21 protein-coding genes are annotated in these 23,537 nt (G+C 55.5%); 17 read left to right on the top strand and 4 right to left on the bottom strand.

What is annotated here, in order from left to right; all coding sequences use genetic code 11:
• Positions 1–15 precede the first annotated feature (15 nt).
• The 4 genes from DDZ13_RS06010 to DDZ13_RS05995 all read left to right on the top strand — a co-directional run bounded on the left by DDZ13_RS06010 (position 16) and on the right by DDZ13_RS05995 (position 3,800).
• Entirely contained in the window at positions 16–624 is a 609-nt protein-coding gene (locus DDZ13_RS06010) for a LysM peptidoglycan-binding domain-containing protein (protein ID WP_110130529.1), read from the top strand.
• Positions 625–626: 2 nt separating this feature from the next.
• A complete protein-coding gene (locus tag DDZ13_RS06005; protein ID WP_110130528.1) occupies positions 627–1,601 on the top strand; it encodes a ParB/RepB/Spo0J family partition protein in 975 nt (324 codons plus the stop codon).
• A gap of 121 nt (positions 1,602–1,722) precedes the next feature.
• Complete coding sequence (locus tag DDZ13_RS06000; RefSeq protein WP_110130527.1) at positions 1,723–2,193, top strand: EVE domain-containing protein; 471 nt, start codon at positions 1,723–1,725, stop codon at positions 2,191–2,193.
• 26 nt (positions 2,194–2,219) lie between these two features.
• A complete protein-coding gene (locus DDZ13_RS05995; protein WP_110130526.1) occupies positions 2,220–3,800 on the top strand; it encodes a sulfatase family protein in 1,581 nt (526 codons plus the stop codon).
• 62 nt (positions 3,801–3,862) lie between these two features.
• Here the strand turns inward: DDZ13_RS05995 and DDZ13_RS05990 are convergent, their stop codons facing one another.
• Positions 3,863–4,957 (bottom strand): sensor histidine kinase, encoded by a 1,095-nt coding sequence (locus tag DDZ13_RS05990; RefSeq protein WP_110130525.1) that lies wholly within the window; start codon positions 4,955–4,957, stop codon positions 3,863–3,865.
• Between the two features lie 179 nt (positions 4,958–5,136).
• Positions 5,137–6,342, bottom strand: coding sequence for a carboxynorspermidine decarboxylase (gene nspC, locus DDZ13_RS05985; protein ID WP_110130524.1), 1,206 nt, complete (start codon positions 6,340–6,342; stop codon positions 5,137–5,139).
• 199 nt (positions 6,343–6,541) lie between these two features.
• Here nspC and DDZ13_RS05980 point away from each other — a divergent pair, with 199 nt between their 5' ends.
• The 13 genes from DDZ13_RS05980 to hisD all read left to right on the top strand — a co-directional run bounded on the left by DDZ13_RS05980 (position 6,542) and on the right by hisD (position 19,764).
• On the top strand, positions 6,542–7,231 hold the full coding sequence (locus DDZ13_RS05980; RefSeq protein ID WP_110130523.1) for a 50S ribosomal protein L25: 690 nt from the start codon (positions 6,542–6,544) through the stop codon (positions 7,229–7,231).
• Positions 7,232–7,290: 59 nt separating this feature from the next.
• Positions 7,291–7,896, top strand: a complete 606-nt coding sequence (gene pth, locus DDZ13_RS05975) for an aminoacyl-tRNA hydrolase (protein ID WP_110130522.1) — start codon at positions 7,291–7,293, stop codon at positions 7,894–7,896.
• Positions 7,874–8,173 (top strand): 30S ribosomal protein S6, encoded by a 300-nt coding sequence (locus tag DDZ13_RS05970; RefSeq protein WP_110130521.1) that lies wholly within the window; start codon positions 7,874–7,876, stop codon positions 8,171–8,173. The genes pth and DDZ13_RS05970 overlap by 23 nt, the downstream gene beginning before the upstream one ends.
• A gap of 21 nt (positions 8,174–8,194) precedes the next feature.
• Positions 8,195–8,653, top strand: coding sequence for a single-stranded DNA-binding protein (gene ssb, locus DDZ13_RS05965; RefSeq protein WP_110130520.1), 459 nt, complete (start codon positions 8,195–8,197; stop codon positions 8,651–8,653).
• 36 nt (positions 8,654–8,689) lie between these two features.
• Entirely contained in the window at positions 8,690–9,196 is a 507-nt protein-coding gene (gene rplI, locus DDZ13_RS05960) for a 50S ribosomal protein L9 (RefSeq protein WP_110130519.1), read from the top strand.
• Between the two features lie 61 nt (positions 9,197–9,257).
• Positions 9,258–10,700 (top strand): replicative DNA helicase, encoded by a 1,443-nt coding sequence (dnaB, locus tag DDZ13_RS05955; RefSeq protein WP_110130518.1) that lies wholly within the window; start codon positions 9,258–9,260, stop codon positions 10,698–10,700.
• Positions 10,701–10,727: 27 nt separating this feature from the next.
• Positions 10,728–13,130: an outer membrane protein assembly factor BamA gene (gene bamA, locus DDZ13_RS05950; RefSeq protein ID WP_110130517.1), complete on the top strand. Its 2,403-nt coding sequence runs from the start codon at positions 10,728–10,730 to the stop codon at positions 13,128–13,130.
• 43 nt (positions 13,131–13,173) lie between these two features.
• Complete coding sequence (locus DDZ13_RS05945; protein ID WP_110130516.1) at positions 13,174–13,722, top strand: OmpH/Skp family outer membrane protein; 549 nt, start codon at positions 13,174–13,176, stop codon at positions 13,720–13,722.
• Positions 13,723–13,785: 63 nt separating this feature from the next.
• A complete protein-coding gene (lpxD, locus tag DDZ13_RS05940) occupies positions 13,786–14,832 on the top strand; it encodes a UDP-3-O-(3-hydroxymyristoyl)glucosamine N-acyltransferase (protein ID WP_110130515.1) in 1,047 nt (348 codons plus the stop codon).
• A 2-nt stretch (positions 14,833–14,834) separates the two neighbouring features.
• Positions 14,835–15,785: a ribose-phosphate diphosphokinase gene (locus tag DDZ13_RS05935; RefSeq protein WP_199221061.1), complete on the top strand. Its 951-nt coding sequence runs from the start codon at positions 14,835–14,837 to the stop codon at positions 15,783–15,785.
• Between the two features lie 320 nt (positions 15,786–16,105).
• On the top strand, positions 16,106–17,653 hold the full coding sequence (gene guaA, locus DDZ13_RS05930; protein ID WP_110130513.1) for a glutamine-hydrolyzing GMP synthase: 1,548 nt from the start codon (positions 16,106–16,108) through the stop codon (positions 17,651–17,653).
• 39 nt (positions 17,654–17,692) lie between these two features.
• A complete protein-coding gene (locus tag DDZ13_RS05925) occupies positions 17,693–18,424 on the top strand; it encodes a hypothetical protein (protein WP_146209262.1) in 732 nt (243 codons plus the stop codon).
• A gap of 44 nt (positions 18,425–18,468) precedes the next feature.
• Positions 18,469–19,764, top strand: a complete 1,296-nt coding sequence (gene hisD, locus DDZ13_RS05920) for a histidinol dehydrogenase (protein ID WP_110130511.1) — start codon at positions 18,469–18,471, stop codon at positions 19,762–19,764.
• A 122-nt stretch (positions 19,765–19,886) separates the two neighbouring features.
• On the opposite strand, the gene DDZ13_RS05915 is transcribed toward hisD, so the two are convergent.
• Positions 19,887–22,406: a hypothetical protein gene (locus tag DDZ13_RS05915; RefSeq protein ID WP_233246094.1), complete on the bottom strand. Its 2,520-nt coding sequence runs from the start codon at positions 22,404–22,406 to the stop codon at positions 19,887–19,889.
• Between the two features lie 216 nt (positions 22,407–22,622).
• Positions 22,623–23,519: a nucleotidyltransferase family protein gene (locus DDZ13_RS05910; RefSeq protein ID WP_110130509.1), complete on the bottom strand. Its 897-nt coding sequence runs from the start codon at positions 23,517–23,519 to the stop codon at positions 22,623–22,625.
• Positions 23,520–23,537 lie beyond the last annotated feature (18 nt).

Genomic DNA, 23,537 nt, shown 5'->3' with positions numbered 1-23,537 from the left:
CAATCGTCGTGTATTATGATGCGTAGATTGTATTTTGCCATGTCTCTAAGCTTGGGTGCTTTAGTGACGTCACCGTCGCTGTTCGCCCAGTCTGACAGCCTGCGGGTCACCGTAGCCAACCTCAGTCAGGACGTGAGCCAAATGGAGCAGCAAGTTAAGACACTGCGGCTTGAGATTGAGCAGATGCATCGACTCAATAAGCAATTGCGCGCTCAGTTGGCAGCAGCCACCTCTAGCAACCAGACGAACGCTCAGATTTCAAGTTTGAGCACTGCAATTGACGCAGTCCGCCGGGAATACAAGGCGGCCGATGCCAGCCAAAAGGAGCAGATCCTCGCCGAAATGAACCGGCAAATGGAAGTTCTTGCCAAAGAGACCCAAAAGGCCGTCAATACGGTCGCCGAAGCGGTGGGCAGCGAGCCACAGGTATCAACTCCCGTTCACTTTTCCAGCGACTATCCCAAAACGGGAATCACTTATACCGTGCGAAGCGGAGATACTCTGAGTAAGATTGCCCGCGAGCATGGTTCGAATATCAAACACATCCAGAATGCGAACAAGATTGTCAATCCGGCCCGCGACCTTCAAGTGGGACAGACTATTTTCATCCCGATCGCACAGTAAATATGTCTAGTTCAAAATCCCGACTCGGTCGTGGCCTCGGCGGGCTGATTTCCGGCGCTGGCAACAACGCAGAAAAATCACAGTCCGCTCCCCCAAAGAAAGCAGCCAAAACGGCGGCTAAGAAGGTGGCGACCAAGAAGTCCGCCGTGACACCTGCTGAGGCGAAATCCCTGCCCAATGTGCCCGGCTACTCCGAGATCAACCTCAAGGATATTGTCGCCAATCCTTACCAGCCACGCCGGGAGATCAACCCTCAGCACATCGAGGAACTGGCCAAGAGTATCGTAGCGGAGGGCCTGATTCAACCGATCGTCGTCCGGCAAAAGCAGAAGAAATATGAACTGATCGCCGGCGAGCGCCGTTTCCGTGCCTACCAGCAACTGAAGCGCGATACGATTCCGGCACGGATTATCGAGGCGAGTGACGCCTCCTCCGCGACCTTGGCTCTGATTGAGAATCTTCAGCGTGAGAACTTGAATCCCATCGACGAAGCGCTCGGCTACGCAAGCTTGGTGCGCGACTTTGACCTCACGCAGGAAGCCGCGTCCGAGCGGGTCGGAAAAAGTCGTGCCGCCGTAGCCAATGCTCTGCGCTTACTCACACTGAGTTCCGAGATCCAGGGCTTTCTCAGTCGGCGGCTCATTTCCACTGGTCATGCAAAGGTGCTTCTTGGCTTGGAGAGTGAGGAGCACCGCAGGCTGCTCGCGCGGCGCATCATCGAGACCGGCATGAGCGTGCGGGAAGCTGAACTACAAGTGCGGCGTCTCAAAGAAACCGGTGGCGGTTCCAAGAGCGGTAAATCGCGCAAGGTGCCCGAAGCCGAGAGCACCGCGATCCGTGACCTTGAAAAGCGCATGGGCGATCACTTCAATACGCGAGTCGCACTGCAGCACTCCCCGAAGAAAGGTAAGATCACTATCGAATACTACGGTAACGACGACCTCGACCGCATTCTCGAAAAACTGGGGCTCCAGTGACTGGAGTGAGAGGTGAAATTGTTGTAGGCACTTGTGTGGTCTGAGCGATTGATTATCCTTTTCCTCGCATCCCGCATCCCGCATCCCGCATCCCGCATCCCGCATCCCGCATCCCGCATTTATGCAATATTGGTTAATGAAATCCGAGCCGGATGTCTTCTCTTTTGGAGACCTCAAGGCCTGTAAAAATCAAACTGAGCCCTGGGACGGTATTCGCAACTATCAGGCGCGCAACTTCATGCGTGACGATATGAAAATAGGGGACCAGATCCTCTTCTACCATTCCAACACCAAGCCGCCCGGTGTGGCCGGGATCGCGGAGGTGGCCAGCAAACCTTATCCGGACTTCACCGCTTTTGATAAGAAGTCGAACTACTACGATCCGAAGAGCGACCCGGACAACCCCCGCTGGATGCTGGTCGACGTCAAATTCAAGGCCGACCTCAAGCGCTATGTGCCGCTGGATGAAATCAAGACCATCCCCGAGTGCTCGGAAATGCGCCTCATTCAACGCGGCAACCGTCTTTCTATCACACCGGTGACCAAAGCCGAGTTCCAGGCGATTAAAAAGGCTGGCATGCGGAAGAGCTAAGCATCCAGCCCAAGTAACTTGCCGCCATGTCAAAATGTACAAGGATCGGTCTCATACTCGTAGGGGCTACGATCTGTAGTATTCTCTATGGAGCCGACGCATCCTCCGGGGACATTACGGAGGGACCGAATATTCTGGTTGTCTTGAGTGACGATCAGTCCTGGCCTCACGCAGGAGCTTACGGCACGGATTGGTTGAGCACCCCGCACTTCGATACCCTGGCCCGTGAAGGGGTTCTCTTTAACAATGCTTTCGTCTCGGCCCCGTCCTGCGCGCCGAGTCGGGCCTCGATTCTGGCGGGCCGGCATTTTTATCAGATGGAGGAGGGCGGCATTCACGGTGGCTTCATTCCGGCAAAGTTTCCGCTCTATACTCACCTGCTTGAAGCGTCGGGCTACCGCGTCGGCTACACAGGTAAATCCTGCGGCCCGTTCTGGGAGAACGACGAGGTCGGCCAGCAGAAGGACCCCTACGGGCGGAAATTCAACCAGCATCGGATTTCCCGGGACAAGGACGACATTCACTCCTGGAACAATATCGATTACGCGGCGAACTTCCGCGAATTCCTCAGTCAGCATCCGGACCGCCCTTTTCACTTCACCTTCAGCTCCTGGGAGCCGCACCGGCCCTACCGCAACGGCGCGGCCGAAGCGCACGGTTTGGATCCTGCCAGACTCGATATTCCGTCATCATTGCCCGACGCGACGGTGGTACGCAGGGATTTCAACGAGTACGCCTACGAGATCGATGAACTGGACCGTGACATCGGCCGCTTCATTTCAATCCTCAAGGAGCACGACTTATACAAAAATACCATCATCGTCGTCACTTCCGACAACGGCATGCCTTTTCCCCATGCCAAGATGCAGTCCTACGAATACGGCCACCATGTGCCCTTTGTGATTTCCTGGCCCGCTGGTATCGAAGCGGGGGCTGCTACGGACGCACTTGTCTCCGTGCCCGAAGTGGCCGCTTTCTTTCTAGAGGCCGCCGGTTGTGACGTGCCGTCCGGCATGATGGCGACGACGCTGCCCAATATTCTGAATCTCGACGGGTTCACCCAAAATCCGGTTAACCCTTTCGTGGTCTGGGGCAAGGAAAAGCACAATCCGGCCCGCGAGTGGAACCGGAGCTACCCGATCCGCGCCCTTCGCACTGATGAATTTCTCCTGGTCAAAAATTACGAGCCGGAGCGTTGGCCTGCGGGCCCGCCACCACACTACAAGGACTTCATGTGGCGCGACAGTGCACTCGCCATGGCGCACATTCTCGAAAATCGGAAGGAACCGGGCATTCAACCCTTTTTCGACCGCTACACCCGTAAGCGTCCCGCGCTGGAGCTGTTCGATCTACGCCGTGATGTTGCCTGCCTGCATAACCTGGCGCAGCAGGACAACTACCGTGAACTGGCCAAACGGCTTGAAGTCAAACTCGATGCCAAGCTGATCGCCGATGGTGATCCCCGTGCCTTTGGTAATGGGGAGCTCTTTGAATCCACGCCCTCGCTATTCTCCAATCCCAAAGACCCCGATAGCGGAGAGCCGATTTTTGAAAACTTTCCGGCTTCCCGTGAGCCAGTGCCCGGGTTGAGGACTTTCAGGGACTAGGTTTCGCTGTTTAGGTACTCCCGCTCCACGCTTTGCAGGCAAGCCGGAACCGGTACACCGGTTCAAGCCTGCTCTTTCGGCAGTTGAATAGTAAAGGTCGTGCCCCGGGCGCTGGTCTCGAAGTCGATACTGCCTTTGTGGGCCAGGACGATGCTTTTGACGATGGCGGTGCCGAGACCGGTGCCCTCGTTTTTGCCCTGCGTGACAAAGGGCTCGAAGAAGTTTTCCCGGATGTCGGGGGGGATGCCGGGGCCGTTGTCGCTGACGCGGATGATCACATCATCGCCCTTCGTTTCAGCGTCGACTTTGATTTCACCCTCGATTTCAGCTGTGTGAAGGGCATCGATGGCGTTACCTACTAGATTCTGCAAGATTCTGAGGAGGCGGCTGGCGTCACCTTGAAGCGTGATCCCGTTACCGTTCAGTTTGAGGTCGATCTGGTTGTCATCGAAGAACGGGCCGTTCAACTCCTGAAAGTGTTCGAATAGGGTGTCCAGGGAGATGTGGGCAATCTCGATTTCGTGTTCGCCCCGGGCAAAAGCGGCCAAATCGTTGGCCATGTTGACCATGCGGCGGATCTGGGTTTCCATATCGTTACAGATCTTGGCGGTTTTCGGATCATCCTTGTGGCGGTTTTGGATGATGGTGGAGCCGAGGCTGATAATGGAGAAGGGATTTTTGAAATCGTGCAGGATGGAGGAGACCATCGTGCCGACGAGGGCAAACTTTTCCGTGCGCATGACCTCGCTCATGTAATGATTGGTCGTGCTCTTGAGATGGTGAATGACGCTCTCCAGAATACGGCGGACCGGCTCGGAGTCTTCGATAATTCTTTTCACGGTCGGTTCGGGCACGCGGGCCACGCGGCTTTTTCCCCGAGTCTGGGCGCCGAGTGCCCGTTTTTCCCCGGTGAAGACGCCCACTTCGCCGAAGAAGCTGCCAGCCTCGGACTCGCTGACGATTTGGCGACTTCCGTCGTTCTTCGCCTTGGTGAAACAGACAGAGCCTTCGAGAATGAGATAAAGTGCATCCGGTTCGGATTTTTCCTCGAAGATAGGCATCTCCGGTTCGAGTTCGAGCACCTCAATCTCGCCCAGGATCAAGTCACGACGTTCCGCGGAAATACTTTCTATAAATGGGTGTTCTTCCAGCTTCATTGTGAACCGCAGTTACTGCGTTCAGAGATGCGACTATTTTTCGCGGAGGCGTTCAAATCTCTGAGAGTGAATAAGGTCATCTTTGCTTAGCGTCTCTTAATAGCTGATTTCTTAATAGGTAAGCTTTGGCAAACGTCGAATCATAATTTTCATGCTTGTGTGGGATGTAAAAAATTGCATCAGGACAAGCGGTCGCGGTAGTCGGCATAACCGAATTGCCGGATCCCGGTCAGGCCGGCAGCTTGGGAGTAGGTATTGATCGAGGGAAGTGGCACACCGTTAAACGTCGTGGTCTTGACCATTGTGTAGTGTGACATATCGAGGAAGGCCAGGCGTTGGCCGACCCGCAGCGGTTCCTCAAAGGAGTAATCTCCGATCACGTCACCTGCCAGGCAGGAGAGCCCTCCCAGGCGGTAAGTGTATTCATTTTCGCCGGGTTTGCCGGCGCCGGCGATATTGGGGCGATAGGGCATTTCCAGTACGTCGGGCATGTGGCAGGTCGCGGAGCTATCGAGTATGGCGAGCTGGTGGCCTCCGGCCTCAAGAATGTCGAGCACGGTAACCACGAGAATTCCGGTGTGCAGTGCCACGGCTTCGCCCGGTTCAAGGTAGATCTCGACTTGGTAACTCTCCCGGAAGCGCCGTATGACCGAGATCAGTCTCTCCACATCGTAGCCCGGTCGGGTAATGTGATGCCCACCGCCGAAGTTGACCCATTTGACCCGTGCGATGAGGTCGCTGAATTTGGCTTCAAAAGCCGCGACGGTATGCTCAAGCGCATCCGCGTCCTGTTCACAAAGGGCATGAAAATGCAGGCCATCCAGAGCCTCGAAGGCATCCGGGTTCTCGGTCAGCACCGTATCCAGGGCGGACCTGGGTGTGCCCAGTCTCGAGTCGGGCGCACAGGGATCGTAGAGGTCCGTTTCCACCTCCGAATATTCCGGGTTGATTCGCAGGCCGATTTCCGGGCGGCTTTTCTTTTGCAGTGATTTCAGGCCGGCCTCGAGCTGCCTGGGCGAGTTAAAGACAAGACTGTGTGCGAAGCTTCCGAGCTCGGCCAGTTCTTCGCTTTTATAGGCAGGGCAGTAGACATGAACTTCCTTCCCAAAGTACTCTTTCGCCAGAAGTGCCTCATGGAGCCCGCTGGAGGTCGTCCCCTGCAGATACTGGCGAATCAAAGGGAACGTGGCATGACAGGCGAAGCCCTTGAGGGCGAGGAGGACCTTGGCGCCCGAGCGTTCGGCCACTGAGGCGAGGAGTTGGCAGTTTTCCTCCAGCCGGTCCAAATGCACGACATAGCCCGGTGAGGAAACCGCATCGAGCGGAATTTGGGCCAGTTGTTTCAGGCTTTGCGCGGATAAAGGTGGTGTCGGGTCTTGTGACATACAGGTGGCGACCAGGCTGAGTCCGGTCGTGTTTATATATATGGTTTAATCCAGTGGTCGTGGGACGGAAAACAAAAATTCCCGCAGGTTAAAAATTCCAAAACTTTAGGTTGCTTTTCGATTCGGCTATTCTACTCTGCCCCGTTTTCTCAATTCCAGAGCCGTTTCAGGAACGGCGTAGTCTTGAATTCTACCAGTTATGCAAACATATTCGTTAAACATATCCAGCCGTGAAAACACGGGCCGCGGTGTTGCCCGTCGCCTACGAGCAGAGGGTCGCATCCCTGCCTCGCTTTACGGTCAGGGCAATGCCCGCTCTATTTCCGTTTCCGCGGTCGATTTTCGTAACCTGAACCGTGAGATCGGTGGTGGCGCAGCTGTGGTCGAATTGACCGACGAGAAGGGGGAGAAAGCACTCTCCTTGGTCCAGGATATCCAACGAGATGCCGTCAAAAACATCATCAACCATATCGATTTCCAGGAAATCGAGCGCGGCCACGCCTTCACCACACACATTCCGGTGCATCTTGTCGGTGAGGCCGATTGTGTCGGTGTGAAGAACGACGGTGGTGTGATCGACCACAAGACGCACGATGTGGACATTCGCTGCCGTCCGTCCAAGCTTCCCGACCACGTTGAGGTTGACGTGAGCAAGCTTGAGGTGGGTGAAGCCATCCACATTGACGAGCTCCCTGAACTCGAAGGCGTGGAGTATCTCAACGAACCGGCCCAGGTGATTGTTTCCTGCCAGCCGCCGACAGTCGAGGCTGAGCCTGAAGAGGGTGCTGAAGAAGTCGCCGCTGATGAAGTGCCTTCGACCAAGGTCAGCGATGACGAAGAAGCGCCCGAAGGAGGCGACGACTCCGACGCTGACGAAGCTAAGAGCTAATTTTTCATCCAATTCAATCCTACCTGCAGGCAAGTTGCCTGCCGAACTGTTCTTTCAAAATGTCCATCGCGGTCATTGCCGGTCTCGGAAATCCGGGCCCAAAATACCGCAACACCCGCCACAACATCGGTTTTGATGTTGTCGACCGGTTCGCTTACCAGCTTGGGGGCGTCTGGCGTCCGGAGGCCCGTTTCGAGGCTGAGGTCGCCACCGTTCAAGCTGGAGAGCGCAAGCTATTGCTGGTCAAGCCGCAAACCTACATGAACGACAGTGGTCGCTCACTCGGTGCGGTGCTTCGCTACCACAAGCTTGGGCCGGAGTCACTCCTGGTGACTTACGACGATCTGACGCTCGACCTCGGTCGGGCCAAGCTAAGTGTCAACGGCAGTTCGGGTGGCCACAACGGCATAGGCGATCTGCTTGATCGGATCGGTCCCGGATTCGTCCGCTACCGGATCGGGATTGGCGCCAAGCCTGTTAAAGAGATGGACCTCGCAGATTACGTACTCAGCCAGTTTAAGCCGGCCGAGCGCGAATTGATTTCAAGTCGCATGCCTGACTTCCTCGATCATATACGACTGATCATTGACAAGGGCATCGAGACCGCCTTCAACATCATCAACCAACGCACATCAACGACGCATGAGCGCAGTCACAACAAATAACTACAAAGCAACCTTCATCCTAGATCTCCGCGAGTCCGAAGACGACGCCGCGAAGGTTTTGGCTGATATTAAAGACGTTTTCGGCGACATTGGAGCCGAAGTGAGTGAAAGCGAGGATCTCGGTATCCGCGATTTCTCCCGCGCCGCCGATCAACGCTACAAGCAAGGGCACTATCTGGAGTTCTACTTCAGCGGACCCGGTTCGGTGCCTGCCACGCTCAAGGAAAAGCTTCGCCTCGACAAGCGCGTCAACCGTATCTTCGTCGAATCTCTCTAATTCCAATCCTACGCACGTCCCATGGCCTCATTCAATAAAGTCATCCTTCTCGGTAATCTGACCCGCGATCCGGAGACTCGTGTGACGGCTAATGGCAACACCATCTGCAAGCTGGGCATGGCGGTTTCCCGGGTATTCTCGACCCGCGACGGCGAGCGCCGGGAAGAAACCACCTTCGTGGATATTGATGCTTTCGGTAAACAGGCCGAAGTCATTACCAAATACATGCGCAAAGGTCGCCCGCTTATGGTAGAGGGCCGCTTGAAGCTCGACCAATGGGAGACCAACGAAGGACAAAAGCGCAGCAAGCTGGGCGTTGTCCTGGAAAATTTCCAATTCATCGGCGGGCGCGATGACAATGCAGGCGGTGGCAATTCCGGTGGTTACGAGAGCAGTTCACCACCCGCGAATTCCAAACCGTCCGCTTCCTCCTCGCAGAACGACGATAGCGACACGCTCGACGAAGACGTGCCCTTCTAAAAACACCTATTACACTCATTTACTCAAATACTCATCATGGCCAATAATCAGGTTCTTCTCTTAAAACCCATTCATGGACTCGGCGCGGAGGGCGACACCGTCACCGTTCGTTCCGGCTACGCTCGCAACTTTCTGCTGCCGCGTAAACTGGCACTGCCGATCACGCAGGCGAACAAGAAGCAGATCGAAGCGCTTCTGAAAGCCCGCGAAGTGCGTGAGCAAAAGGAACTCGATGAAGCCCGCACGCTGGCTGAGCAGATTGATGCCAAGAATATCGCGATCGCGGTAAAGACCGGCGAGGGTGGCAAGATGTTTGGCGCCGTGACCGCCAACGACCTGATCGAGCGTCTGAAGGAAGAAGGCGTCGAGCTGGTGAAGAAGCAGCTCTCGCTACCGGCTCCGATCAAGGAGCTTGGTTCCCACACGGTCACTGTGAAACTTGCCGGCGAAGTCACGGCAGAGCTCAAGTTCGAAGTCGTTTCTGAAAATCCCATTGAGGAAGCTGCCGAAGAAGAGGCTGCGGACGCTGAAGACAAGGAATAGTTTTTCACATCCGGCGGGATAGGGTTGATTCACCGCTGTCAATACGACACCACCTATTTCCATGCCATCTGATTCGAGCGCCGCTGGTTCCGGTCGAAAAAAATTTCCGGGTAAAAATCGATTTACTCCCGAGACTGCTGAGGGCTCGGAGCTGCGTGTGCCGCCCCATAACATGGAGGCGGAGGAAGGCTTACTGGCCGCCTGCCTCCTGGACGGGGGGCTGGAGGTCATTACGACCTGCATTGAGATGCAGATTCAACCGGAGTGTTTCTTCAAGGAAGCACACGCCCAGATCTATCAAACCCTGCTAGAGCTCTATGAGATCGGTGATCCCATCGACGAAATCGTCTTATTTGACACTCTGCAGCGAAAAGGGATTGAGGAGGAAGTCGGTGGGCTGGCTCAAATCTATCATATCCAGGGCCGGATCGAGACTTCAGCGCACGCCAAATACTACGCCAAGATTGTTCATGAGAAGTACCTTCTTCGGCGCCTGATTCGTACCTCCCGCGAGGCGACAGAGGCCTGCTACCAGCAGCAGGAGGATATCAGTGTTTTTATTGATAAGATCGAGTCGGAGATTCACCACATCAGTAGTGGCCGGGTTTCCAAAACCGCGACACCCATCAAGGAATCGCTCAAAGATGCGGTTTCCGATATTCATGCCCTCTTGAATAACAAGCAGGAAGCCAGCGGCGTGCTGTCCGGCTTCCGCGATCTCGACGGCATGACCTACGGCTTTCATCCCGGTCAGATGATCGTTCTCGCCGCCCGTCCTTCCGTGGGTAAGACGAGTCTTGCGATGAACTTTGCCGAACATGCCATCATTCCCGATGGTGGTCGCGAACCGACCGGCGTGCTTGTTTTCAGTCTGGAAATGACGGCGGCGCAGTTGGCCATGCGTTTGATCTGTAGCCGTGCCCGGGTGGACATGAAGCGCATCCGCGACAGGGTGGCCTCGTCCGATGACCAGCGCCAGATCACCCAGACCGTGAAAGAGCTCGAGCGTACACCGCTTTGGATTGATGACGCGGCGGACTCCACAATTCTCGACCTGCGCGCGAAGGCCCGACGGATTGACGCCAAGAATCGTCTCGGCCTGATTGTAATCGACTATCTTCAACTGGTTCGCGGCACAGATTCGCGTGCGCCCCGCGAGCAACAGATCGCCGATATTTCCCGAGGGGTGAAGAGCCTGGCGAAAGAGCTGGATGTTCCGGTCGTTGTGCTCAGCCAGCTTAATCGTGAGTCGGAAAAGGACAACCGCGATCCACGTCTATCCGACCTTCGTGAGTCCGGTTCGATCGAGCAGGATGCCGACGTCGTATTCCTACTGAGCCGCGCCAAAAAGCGCGATGATGATGAAAGCGTTGAAGAGGGCGGACTGCCCGGAGATGTTGAGCAAATTAAATTAATCATTGCCAAGCAACGTAACGGCCCAGTAGGGGATATCGATCTTACCTTCGTTCGCCGTTATACCCGCTACGAGAATTTCCAGCACTAGCTGCCCGTATTCCCCAGGAATTAGTCCATGCGTTTCTTCAAAACACTTTTTCGCACCCTTACTCTATCATCCGTTCTTCTGAGCTGTACCGGCGCGCTGGCGCAGGACGCCGCGGAGGAGTATCCGGAAATTCGTCGTATTATACCGGAGTTCAAAGGATTCCGTGCGGTCAGCGACCAGTTCATTTTTAGTAACGTTCAATTGCGCCCCGGGATGGATTATAATCCTGCCCTGATCGACCAATCGATTCGTGCGCTTTACTCCTCCGGTTATTTTGAATTTGTCGAAGTCCGGGTGGAAAAAGCTCCGGAAGATAAAATCGATGTTTATTTTGAACTGGAGTCCAAGTATACCATCGAGCGCATTCGCTTTAACGGGAACGAAAACTATTCGGACAAGCGTCTGGCCCGAAAAGCTGAAATTGAAGAGGACGTCACTCTCGAAAGCGGCGATTCGCTCGATGAATACAAAGTCAGCCTGGCTGCGGATGCAATCGCGGCTTATTATGTGAAGAAAGGCTACCCTGATGTGTCTGTGGACTATCGTATTTCGCGAAATCCTGAAACCGGTTATGCGATTGTGGATATCGACATAGAAGAAGGTGGAGACCTGCGGATTGAGGATATTATTTTTAAGGGCAACGAAGTCTTCTCGGACAAGAAGCTGCGTAAGCAACTGGAGACGAAAAAGGACGGGTGGTTTTCCTGGATCACAGGCTCAGGGAAGTTTGATGAAAAGCAGTTCAAGGAGGACCTTGAAACATTGCGGAATTTCTATCGGGACAACGGCTATCTGGATTCTGTCGTTCATGAAGATCGGGTCGAATTTGAATTCGAAGGCGAAGACGAAGTCGATATCGTCATCACCGTGTCGGAGGGAGACCTCTACTACCTCGGGGAGCTTTCCGTGGATAATAATACGGTATTCACCAACGGGGAGCTCCTGTCCGGAATTAAGGTTGAGACCGGCGAAAAGTTTTCTCCCCAGAAGGTTGACGATGCAGCCAGCACGATTCGCGAATACTACACTTCGCGTGGTTACCTCGATTCCGGTGTCCGCGCCGAGCGTGTGCCGAACATGGAAAACCGCCGGATCGATGTTGTCTTTCGCGTTCGTGAAAGTGAACGCTTTTACCTCGAGTCGATTCGTGTCGAGGGGAATACCAAGTCGAAAGCCACGGTAATTATCCGTGAATTGGCCTTACGCCCAGGTGATGTCTTCGACCGGCAAAGAATGGACGTGAGCGAAGCACGTCTTAAAAACACCAACTACTTCGAGGATGTCCGCCTCAACCCTGAACCGACGAATATTCCCGGGCGCAAGGATCTCGGAATTACCGTACGTGAAGGGCGTACCGGTAACTTTACCATAGGCGCGGGTTTTGGTTCGGTTGAAAGTGCAGTCGTCTATTTCGAGGTGACGCAGGGCAATTTCGATCTCTTTAATTGGCGCTCCGGTTTTCAAGGTGACGGTCAAAAATTCCGTTTCCGCGCTTCGGTCGGTACGGAGAGTAATCAGGTTGTTGTTTCCTTTATCGAGCCCTGGCTTTTCGAGCAGCGTCTGGAGTTCGGGGTCGAGCTTTATCGAACGGAGTCCGACTACAACAGTGCCGATTATAACGAGTTGCGGACCGGTTTTGAGCTCTTCCTTCGCCGCAGGCTTTTTGAACTGGTTGAGGCACGTTTGTCCTACCGGCTGGAGCTGGTTGAGATCTTCGACGTAGCGCGTAATCCGGGTGCACCCGGAGCGGTCCTGAATGCCGACGGTTCCATTACGGGTGACGGGGTTCCGGATGTTTTTCAGGCGGCAGAAGGCGAAGAGTTGATTTCAAAAGTAGGGCTTACCTTCCTGAGAGACAACCGGGACAGCCTGATTTTCACCCGCAAAGGTAATCGGACCTCGTTGAACAACGAAGTGGCCGGCCTCGGGGGGGATGTGAACTACTACAAATTCGAGGCCAAGACCGCGCATTACTTCCCGACCTTTGACACTTTGGAACAGTCTTTTTCAGTCGTCGCAAGGGCCGGCACGGTAACGCCTTGGGGGAACAGCACGGATGTTCCATTCTATGATCGTTTCTACCTTGGTGGACCGGACACCTTGCGCGGTTTTGATTTCAGAGACGTCGGTCCGAGAGATCCGGATGATGACGACGAATCAATCGGTGGTAACAGCTACTCCATGGTTTCTTTCGAATATCTCTTCCGTGTGGCGGAACCTTTGGGGCTCGTGGTTTTCTACGATTGGGGCTTTGTTAATGAAGAAGATTTTGATTTCAGCATGTCAGACTATGCCGATAACTGGGGTGTCGGTGCCCGTATTCTCCTTATGGGCTCGCCACTACAGCTTGATTACGGCATTCCGATTACTTCGCCCGAAGGCTCCGGCGGCGGCGGACAGTTCAATTTTTCTTTTGGCACGCGCTTCTAGTCCTGTTTAATCCACTCTCGAAAACTCACCTACACCAAAAATTATGAAAAAACTTGTTACTATTATCACTGCCTCGGTCATTTTCGCTGCCGCCCTGGTCGCCCAGAAAACACCGGTTGTCGGCACGGTCGATGTACAGCGCGTGCTGAACGACTACACCGAATTCCAGACGGCGGTGGAAAAAATCCGTGGTTCGGTCGCTCCGGTCGAGGAGGAGATCAAAAAAATGCAGGAAAACATCCAGCAGATCATCACCGAAGGACGTGAGGCCGAGACCATGGCCAAAAATCCTGCAGCCAGCGAATCAGCCGTTTCGGATGCACAGACCAAGGTAGCTGAATTGCAACAAAAGCTGCAACAAGAGCAGGTTAAGCTACAGCAGTTCCGTCAACAGGCCCAGCAACTCGCCCAGAAAGGACAGCAGGAAGATCTTGCGCCGCTGCAGGAAAAAGCGGTGGAAGCGGTTTCCGTGGTGGCCAAGGACAAGGGAATCGACCTCGTCGTCGCTAAGAACAATGTCATCTTCGCGGACGACTCGCTCGAAATCACCGATGCGGTGATCGCTGTCCTCAACGCACAGGCTGCAGAGTAGTCTTGTCAAAATAACTAATTTCCAAACCCTGTTCTGTTTTGCAGAACAGGGTTTTTATTTAGTATGGCATTTGTTTTTTCGCTCCAGCGCATCCTTGAGATGCTGCCACCGGATGTTGAGTCGGTGGGAGATTTTTCTGGCGATATTGTCGGGATTGCTTCCTTGTCCAGCGCGAAGGCGGGCGACCTTTCTTTTCTGGGTAATCATAAATACCACAGCCAGGTCGAAACTTCGAACGCTTCGGTCGTGCTCCTGCCCAAGGACTACGACGGCGAACCCTCCGAAGGGCAGATCTACCTGAAGGTCGAAAATCCTTCTTTTTCCCTCGCGATGATCTGCCGGGAAATCGAGCGTTTGCTCATGCCCGCACCCGAGCCTGGGGCCCATCCCTCGGCCGTGATTCACCCTGAGGCGAAGGTTTCACCCGAGGCGACCATTGGGCCGCTCTGTGTCGTGGAGGCCGGAGCCACGGTTGAGGCTGCCGTCCTGGAAAGCCAGGTGCATGTCGGGCGACATGCCAAGATTTCAGCAGGGACCTATTTGTTTCCGAGGGTTGTGGTCGGGAATTACTGCGAGATTGGCGAGCGGAACCGTCTCCTGCCGGGCTGTGTTATCGGATCGGACGGATACGGCTATGAATTCGTGGAGAATGCGCATCAGCGCGTGCCTCAAGTGGGCAGAGTCGTTACCGCTGCGGATGTTGATGTCGGGGCCAACTCAACCATCGACCGCGCGCGTTTCGGCAGCACCTACATCGGACAAGGCACGAAAATCGACAATCAGGTGCAGATTGCCCACAATGTTCGGGTGGGGAAGCACTGCCTGCTGGTTGCCCAGGTCGGCATCAGTGGCAGCACGGAGATCGGCGACGGCGTCGTCATCGGGGGGCAGGCAGGTGTTGCCGGCCATCTCCAAATCGGTGACGGGGCGATGATCGCAGGCGGTGCGGCTATCGTGAAGTCAGTCGAGGCAGGCACGAAGATGCGGGGCAGCCCGGCCACGGAAATGGCACTCCACAACCGGATTATCGTTCTACAGAGAAAATTGCCCGAACTTTTCAAAAGGTTTGATCAACTGGAGAAATCGATTGAGTCTCGTGAACAGGAATGAATATGAGTGAATCGCGGTTGAAAATTTTTTGCGGGAATTCGAATCCCGCACTGGCAAAAGAAATTTGTGAGTATCTGAAGACCCCGCTGGGCAAGGCTGATGTTGTCAGCTTTCCGGACGGTGAGAGCTTTGTGCGCATTAACGAAAATATCCGCGGCGCGGACGTTTTCATTATCCAATCGACCAGCAATCCGGCGAATCAGAATCTAATGGAGCTGTTCATCATGATTGACGCGGCCCGCCGGGCCTCGGCCAATCGCATCACCGCAGTAATTCCCTTTTACGGCTACGCCAGGCAGGACCGTAAAGACCAGCCGCGGGTGCCGATCACTTCCAAATTGGTGGCCAATCTGCTGGTTTCGGCCGGTGCCAACCGTGTGCTGACGGTGGACCTCCACGCTCAGCAGATTCAGGGCTTTTTCGATATACCGGTCGACCATCTCTACGCGTCTCCGGTGCTTTTTGAATATCTCAAGAATATCGACACCACAAATCTCTCTCTCTTTTCTCCCGATGTTGGGGGGATGAAAATGGCGTCCGCCTACGCCAACATGCTCGACGTGCCGCTTGGTTTTATCGCCAAACGCCGTGTGAGTGCGGAGCGTGTGGAAGCCACCTCACTGGTCGGGGAGACGGAGGGGCGGGATATACTGTTGATCGATGACATGACGGAGACCGCAGGCACGCTCTGTGCCGCCGCCGAACTCTTGAAGAAAAACGGCGCGAAAAGCGTCATGGCGGCGGTGAGCCACGGGGTGCTGAACGAGCGTGGTTACGAGCGTATGGCCAATGGCCCGATTGACCGCCTGATCACCACCAATACGACTCCGGTCAAACAGGAAGAGGGCTTGCCGATTACCGTGCTCAGTGTGGCCGAGCTGCTGGGCGAGGGGATTCTTCGCATCCACAACAATGCAAGCGTGACCGGGCTCTTTGAGATCAAGGGCTTCTAGTCGCTTATCGGGCTTCTCTCAGAGTGATTCAACTGGAAGTAGATGTCTTTTTTCTCCTCTACCTGGGAGCCGGCTTTCTTTTGATATTCGGACTTTGGTTTTACTATGATCGTCGTGATAAGAATCTGCATGAAGCCAAGCGTATGAAAGTTGTTTATCACTGTATTAAATGCAGCGAGATTTACACCGGACCACACCAGAGTTTTGAATGCGATTGCCCGCAGTGCGGTTTTACCAACGGGCGCTTAGGATTTTGATTTTACGACCTTCATTATCACCTTCACTTTCACCCTCACTTTCACTTTCACCTCCACTAAACCATGCCAGACACCATCGCCGTTCTCGATTTCGGATCTCAATACACGCAGGTCATCGCCCGCCGTATTCGTGAGGCCCACGTGCTTTCCCGTATTTACCCTTACAATACCAAGGCCAGCGTCCTGAAGAAAGATGGCGTCAAGGGCATCATCCTGTCCGGCGGGCCTTCTTCGGTCTTGCTGAAAGGATCGCCCCGTCCGGACAAGAAAGTCTTCGAGATGGGCGTCCCCGTCCTCGGGATCTGCTATGGCGAGCAGCTCATGGCGCATATGCTCGGCGGCCGGGTCGGCAAGAGCGAGCAGCGCGAGTTCGGCCACGGCACGCTGAAGGTGGCGAAAAAAGGTAAGCTTTTTGCCGGCCTGCCCAAGAACCTCCGCGTCTGGAATTCGCACGGGGACCGATTGGACAAACTACCTAAGGGCTTTGAAGCCATCGCCTCCACGGAAAATTCGCCTTACGCCACCATTCAGGATGCCAAGCGCGACTTTTATGGCATGCAGTTTCACCCGGAGGTCGCCCACTCTGAGATGGGGATGGAAGTGCTCAATAACTTTCTGGTGAAGATCTGTAAATGTAAGCGCGAGTGGTCGATGGCGAACTACATCGAGGAGTCCGTACGCCAGATTCGCGAAACCGTGGGCGACAAGCGTGTTATTCTTGGACTCAGCGGGGGGGTCGACTCCTCTGTCGCCGCGGCCTTGATCCATAAGGCGATTGGTAAGCAACTCACTTGTGTATTCGTGGACAATGGCTTGCTGCGTCTGCATGAGCGCGAGCAGGTAGAGAAGCTTTATGGTGATCATTTCGATCTCGATCTGCGTGTCGCAAAAAAGGCCAATCTTTTCCTCGGCCGTCTTAAAGGGGTTTCAGATCCGGAGAAAAAGCGTAAAATTATCGGCAATACCTTCGTCGAAGTTTTTGACGAAGAAGTGAACAAGCTGAAGAAGCGCGGCAACTATGCTTTTCTTGCCCAGGGCACACTTTACCCCGACGTCATCGAATCGGTGGCGATCGATGGGAACCCCGCGGCGTTGATCAAGAGCCATCACAATGTCGGCGGTTTGCCTAAGAAAATGAAGCTCGATCTGCTCGAGCCGCTGCGCGCGCTTTTCAAAGACGAAGTTCGCGAGCTCGGCTCCGAGTTGGGCCTGCCCAAAGAGGTCGTCTGGCGGCAACCGTTCCCCGGGCCGGGGCTTGGTGTGCGCGTGATGGGGCCGATTCGTAAGAAAGACCTCGATGTGCTCCGCCGTGCCGATGCGATTTTGCACGAAGAGATGATGGCCGCCGACTTGTACTACAAAGTCTGGCAGTCTTTCTGTGTCTTTCTCCCCGTTAAGACGGTGGGTGTTATGGGTGACGAGCGCACTTACGAAAACGTGGTCGCACTCCGTATTGTCGAAAGTGTCGACGCCATGACGGCGGACTGGGCGCGTGTTCCCTACGAGGTGCTGCGCACCATCTCGAGCCGGATTATCAATGAAGTCACGGGTTGTAATCGGGTCGTGCTGGATATTAGCTCGAAGCCTCCCAGCACAATTGAGTGGGAGTAGGCCGAACCTTTTCTTTTCTTTCTGGTCGTATCACTTGGTATGAAGAGAACTATTCTACATCTATTCTTGGGATTCGCCATGGTGGGGAACTCGTTGGCCAAGGCGCCCTCGACGACCGATTTGATCAACCGTGCCCGGGCAACCCTGGGAACGGAAAAAGCACTGAACGGCGTCGTCACCTTGAAAATGGTAGGCAGCCTTGAGCCGGTAGACCCGAAAGTGCCTGCGGCCACGGTCCTGATCATTGCGCGTAAACCGCAGTCGCAGCGCCTGGAGATCCGGGTGGATGACATGGTGGAGACGACCATCTTGAACTGCCGCAAGTCCTGCATTATCCGCTCCAACCTCAAAGAAGACGCATCACAAATGCGGGAGTTGACCGGCCCGGAGCTGGAGCGCGTACGCCACAGCACCCGGCAGTTTTTCAACTTCTACCGGCCTGATTTTAAGAACGGCGAACGCGTTTCCTATGAAGGGATCGTGACGCACCGTGACAAGCGTGCGCATAAAGTGAAATACACCTATCCCGAAGGTTTGGAGACGATTCGCTACTTTTCGGTCGAGGACGACACTCTTGTGGCGACGATCACGGAAAATGATGTCGAAAGTGTTAATCGTGGCGCGCAGGTCGTAAAGGGGATCAAGTACCCCGAGTCCATCGATTACTATGAGGACGGTCGTAAGCTTCACACCATCAAATGGTCTGAAGTAGAGGTGAATGAGCCACTTGCAGCCGGTGTCTTTAAAGTGCCGCAAGCGTCTGAAAAATAAGGCAGCGCCTTGCACTGAACAGAGAGACTTGTTCTTCTAGCGACATGCAAAAACTCGATTATTCCAATTCGCCGAAGTTTCAGAAGGCGTTGAGTCAGTTCTGTGAGAAGGCTTCCGCCAGCGGGGACGTTTCGTCGGTGGTGTCCGGAGTGCTGCAGGATGTCCAAAAACGCGGTGATGCGGCAGTTCTGGAATATACGACAAAATTTGACGGGGCCAAGATGAAGGCTCCGGATATGCGCGTGTCCGCCGATGAGCTGAAAGCGGCTAAATCCAGCCTTTCTCCGGCAGACCGAAAAGCTATTCGGGCATCCATTGCATTGGTGAAGGACTTTCACAAGAAGACCCTACCCAAGGACTGGAAAGCAAAGAACGCCCAGGGCGGAACGGTGGGCGAGCGCTTTTATCCCATTCAGCGTGTCGGCCTTTATGTGCCGGGTGGAAATGTCCCCTTGGTCTCGAGCGTCATTATGTCGGCCGTGCTGGCCAAGCTGGTGAAGTGTCCGCAGATTGTGGTCTGCACACCGCCGAACGCGGAAGGAGAGATTGCCCCGGGTATGCTGGCCGCACTCGCCATGGTGGGCATTGAAGAAATTTACAAAGTGGGGGGCGTGCAGGCCATTGGCGCCATGGCTTACGGGACGGAGACCGTTCCTGCGGTCGATAAGATTTACGGCCCGGGAAATGCCTTCGTTATGGAGGCCAAACGGCAGGTGCTCGGCACTGTAGGCATCGACTTGCTGCCGGGACCCAGTGAGGTGATGGTGATTGCCGACGGCGGCGCCAAGCCCGCCCACGTCGCCGCCGACTTGCTGGCTCAAGCCGAACACGGCAGTGGTAAGGAGATTATTTATTTTGCCACCACCAGTAAGGTGCTGTTGGGGAAGGTGGAGAAGGAAATCGAGAAGCAGTTGCCGGAACTCAGTCACAGCGCCAAGTGTGAAAAGGTGATGCAGGATCGTTTTCTGGCGGTGGCCTGCCAGTCCCTGAGCCAGACCGCGACTGTGGCCAACTACATTGCACCGGAACACCTGGAGCTTCAGGTTGCGGATAAGTCGATCGAACCACTGACCAAACAGATTACGACTGCCGGTGCGATCCTGCAGGGCTATATGACGCCGACGGTTTTGGGTGACTTTACCGCCGGCCCCAGCCACACACTGCCGACCGGACGAGCCGGGCGTTTCTTTAGCGGGCTGCAGGCGACCGATTTTATGCGCCGCTCCAGCACCGTGCGCTACAACGCGAAATCACTTCAAGCGGCCGCACCGGTCGTCGAGACCTTCGCACGCCTCGAGCAACTGGATGCCCACGGCAGGTCGTTGACCATTCGACTCTAGTTAAGAGAAAATTTTTTTACGTAGCCGGAGCGCTTCCGCTTCGGTCGAACTTTGTGGAAGTTCGATACGACCGAACGGGAAGCCGTTCGGCTACGAGTTCGGGAGATCCGAAGTGTGAAAAGCTATTTCGCCGGACCGTAGGAAAACCAGGCGGTGGCGGTGGTTGCGGTATCGCTGGCTACGCGTACCCAGTGGGCGTGAAAGCCCTCAGGAAATAGGTGATGGACCGTTTCTCCCGCCGCCAGAGTGAATGTCTTGTAGGTCGACCAGGTATCGTCGGCAAGGAAATCGACCTCGACCGTGAAAGTAGTGGCTGAGTCGGTGGACAGGGTTAGTTCCTTGCGGTCGTATCCATACATCAGGTAGGGGGCAGAGGGTCGATTTGCGGTCACGGTCGTGTTCTTCCATGGTCCACCTGTTCCTCTCGGTTCGCCCATCTTCCAAATGTCATCGACCTCTCCCAGCCAGAGCGCGGCGCCGGAGGGGCTGCGCACCAGTGACTCGCTGGTCGGCGCGTCGTCGCGCACTCCGGTGAGCACGAGCAGTCCGCGCCAGGAGGCAAAATCCGTGATGCGCTTGCCGTGCGTGGCGAGAGGGCGTAGCAGGCGCTTGCCACCGGAGTTGTCGCGCGGGACTTCGTAGAAGGTTCCATGGACGTTCAGCAGCTTGCGTTCGGTAACGACTTCCCGCTCGCCCCGGGCCCAACCGGAGAGGAAGGGTGCATCGTAAAGCGGATCAAGTTTCGGAAGCCGGAAGCGTGTCCCGCCGTCATCAATCCATGCCGAGGCCGCGTCGCTGCCGAAATCCCGACTCAGGGCACCTTCTGAGCGGAGGTCTGCCTCGGCGGCGCGACTGTCGATGTCCTCTAGGGAAAGCGCTTTACCGATCCGGTGATAGCCCTTGTCCGAAGCGAACTCCAGCTGCAGATCACTGCTACCCATCGCCCGGATAATTCCGTCGGATTGCTCGGTGGTGTCGTGGATGTTGGCGAGCGCGGCGAAGCGTCCGTTTCCGGTCGATGGAACGGAAGCGTGCGGGTAGGGGTTGGACATATGGAAGAAGGCGGTAAGTTCGCTGCTGGAACCCTTCGCGGCAAGGCGGACCCATTCACCGGGAAGTTCGCTGATAACATCGTAGAGATATCCGCCGGCCGGCAAATTGAGGGTCATGGCGGTTGCCCATGAGTCGTCCCCCTTCGACGTTTGAATCTCGATTTCAATAGCGGAGTGACCGCCGTTACGGAGGTGGAGGGTCCTCTGGGTAAAACCGTTCACCAAAAACGGCTCGGATATTCCGCCGTCGGGAACTGCTTCGTTCAGCCAGACCGAACCATGTCCGGAGGGGGCGCCCCATTGCTCCAGGTCGGATAGCTGTCCAAACCAGAAGTTTGACTGTGCCCGCAGCGCCAGAGCATTGTCGAACTTTGAAGCGTCGTTCTTGGCGATCACGAGCTGGCCGTTGAACATACAGTAGTCGACCGGCATCTTGTAGTAGTTGCAAATCGGTTTGAGCCGGGAGAAATCGTTTTTCGAGAAAGTCGGTGGAAAGTCGAAGAAAAGCCCGTGCATGTGCATGAGATAGGGGGAGTCCGGGTGATCGGGATCAAGTTGCCGGATCCGGGGCCATTCGGTGTGCCAGCCGTGGGAGCCGTCATGTGAGTAGGAGGCCTTTGGTAGCCTCCAGGTGTTCCATTGGCCGTCTTCCAGCACCCGCAGTACCACCGACTTGGCGTCAAAGCCTGTGGCCCAGACCGGATCCGTGGCCGGATTCGGGTTGCCCCGAATTCCTCCCGGGCCGGTGACTTCGCAATGCTGCACAGTAAAGTCCTGGGTCCACCCCGCAATGTAGTCCGGCTTGCCGGCAACCGGGCTTTTGCTGTTTTCGTAATTCGTGTCGCTGTTGATCGCAGGTCGAGGGAGATAGTTGTTCCCCTTGTCGGCGTAGGTCGTGCCGTCCCAACGCGCCAGCACGCCGGAGGGCTTCAGCGGGGTGTGCTGGCTGGAGGGGCGTCCATTGTTTGCGACGACCAAGGTCCCCTGTCCGGTGTAAGCCCCCTTGCCATGATAACCGAAGAGAAACTGGTCTCCCTTGGATTGAACGTCGGGGTAACGGATTACAAAGCTCAGGTCGTTGACATTAACATCGTAGACGGCGTTCTCCATTGTAAAGATGTAGATGCGGTTTTCCGGATCTGTCAGGTGCGCGGCGGTACCAGTGGGGCGGCCCGGTGCGGCAGAGTAGGGCAGGTTGCGGACCTCGCCTGATGCGTCGACGAAGTGCTGTCCGATGATCAGCTGCTGTGAGGGTTCGTGGATAAAACGGTTAGCAGGGGTCCCTCCGAGCGATTCGGGGCGGATCACCGGGTTGAGTGCCTGATCGATTTCATAGAGCTTGTTCGAATTATCTCCCTTGGGAAGGTGCGGGCCATAAGTGATGGCCCAGAGACGACCCGCCCATGGCACGACGGCACCGATCCCCACTTCGCGCTCGTCGCTGGTTACGGCAAGGTGGGGATAGACTCCGGAGATCTGGGGCAATCCATCGGGTCCGGAGACGATTTCACCTGTCGTTACCGTCTTTCCCAGGCCAAAGCCCAGTACGGCTAGGGCCGAAATGCGCAAGGTTCGCTGTAGCTTCCTCACGAGAGGTGTACCCAAGCTCACGAACCCTTTCGGCGATCGGTTAACCAGGTTTTTGATTGGGGTATCTTTGAGGTGCCTAAGTAGCGTCATTATTCTCTTGGTGTGTGGAGAATACGGCTTCCAAGACAGCGGTCGAACTCTTTTAATAAAAAGAGCAATCCTCTCGCGCATTGGGGGAAGAGCTTCTGGCTCCGCAACAGAAAAGGTCGGCCCGATTTAGGCTTCGTAGACGCCTTGTTCCGTCAGCTTCGCGATGCTTTCAACGACACGTACTTTGTCCTCGGGGTAGGTCACACCGAACCAAGGGCTGTCGGTCCTTAAAACCGGACATTCTGTCTGACCGTCCCTGATCAGCTGGTCGACCAGGGTCGGCAGGTAGTATTCCGATTTCATTTCGCTTCCTCTTGAGGCGAGAAACTGTGCGAAGCCCTCTTCCAAAGGTTCGAAGAGAGAGGGGGAGAAGCCCCAGAAGTTCATGGAGACGATGACATCCTCATCCAGTTTGACCCGTTGTCCATCCCGCCCCTCGCCGCGCAAGGTTCCGTCTTCATCGATTCCGATCGCGATAAACTCTTCGACAGCCTGTAATTTGCCGTCGTCGAGTCGGCAAATCCCCCGGTTGACCGTGCCGTGGGGGGAAAGGGTGTTTTTCAAAACATAGCCGACCATACTGGCCGACAAGGCCTCCGTTCCGGCGATCCCGCGCAAATGCCCGGCCATTTGGCGATAGGCCTCAGCCCCGTAGAAGTCGTCCGCGTTGATCACAGCGAAGGGCTCGGAGATGACATTGCGCGCCGCGCGAACGGCGTGGGCGGTTCCCCAGGGCTTGGTGCGTCCCTCGGGTACGGATTGCCCCGCGGGCAGGTCGTGGAGGTCCTGAAAGGCGTATTCGACAGCAATACGCTTCTCGTAGCGCTGTCCGATCGTCTCGCGAAACTCGGCTTCAAAGTCTTTCCGGATGACGAAGACGATCTTGCCGAAGCCGGCCCGGATGGCATCAATCACCGCGTAGTCGATCATGGTTTGGCCGGACGGCCCCATGGCGTCCAGCTGCTTGAGGCCACCATAGCGTGAGCCCATACCGGCGGCGAGGAGAAGGAGAGCGGGTTGCATGATATCTCAATAAGGAAA

It is taken from the genome of Coraliomargarita sinensis (genome assembly GCF_003185655.1).
Classification (GTDB): Bacteria; Verrucomicrobiota; Verrucomicrobiia; order Opitutales; family Coraliomargaritaceae; genus Coraliomargarita_B; species Coraliomargarita_B sinensis.
This window is presented reverse-complemented; position numbering and strand designations above follow the sequence as displayed.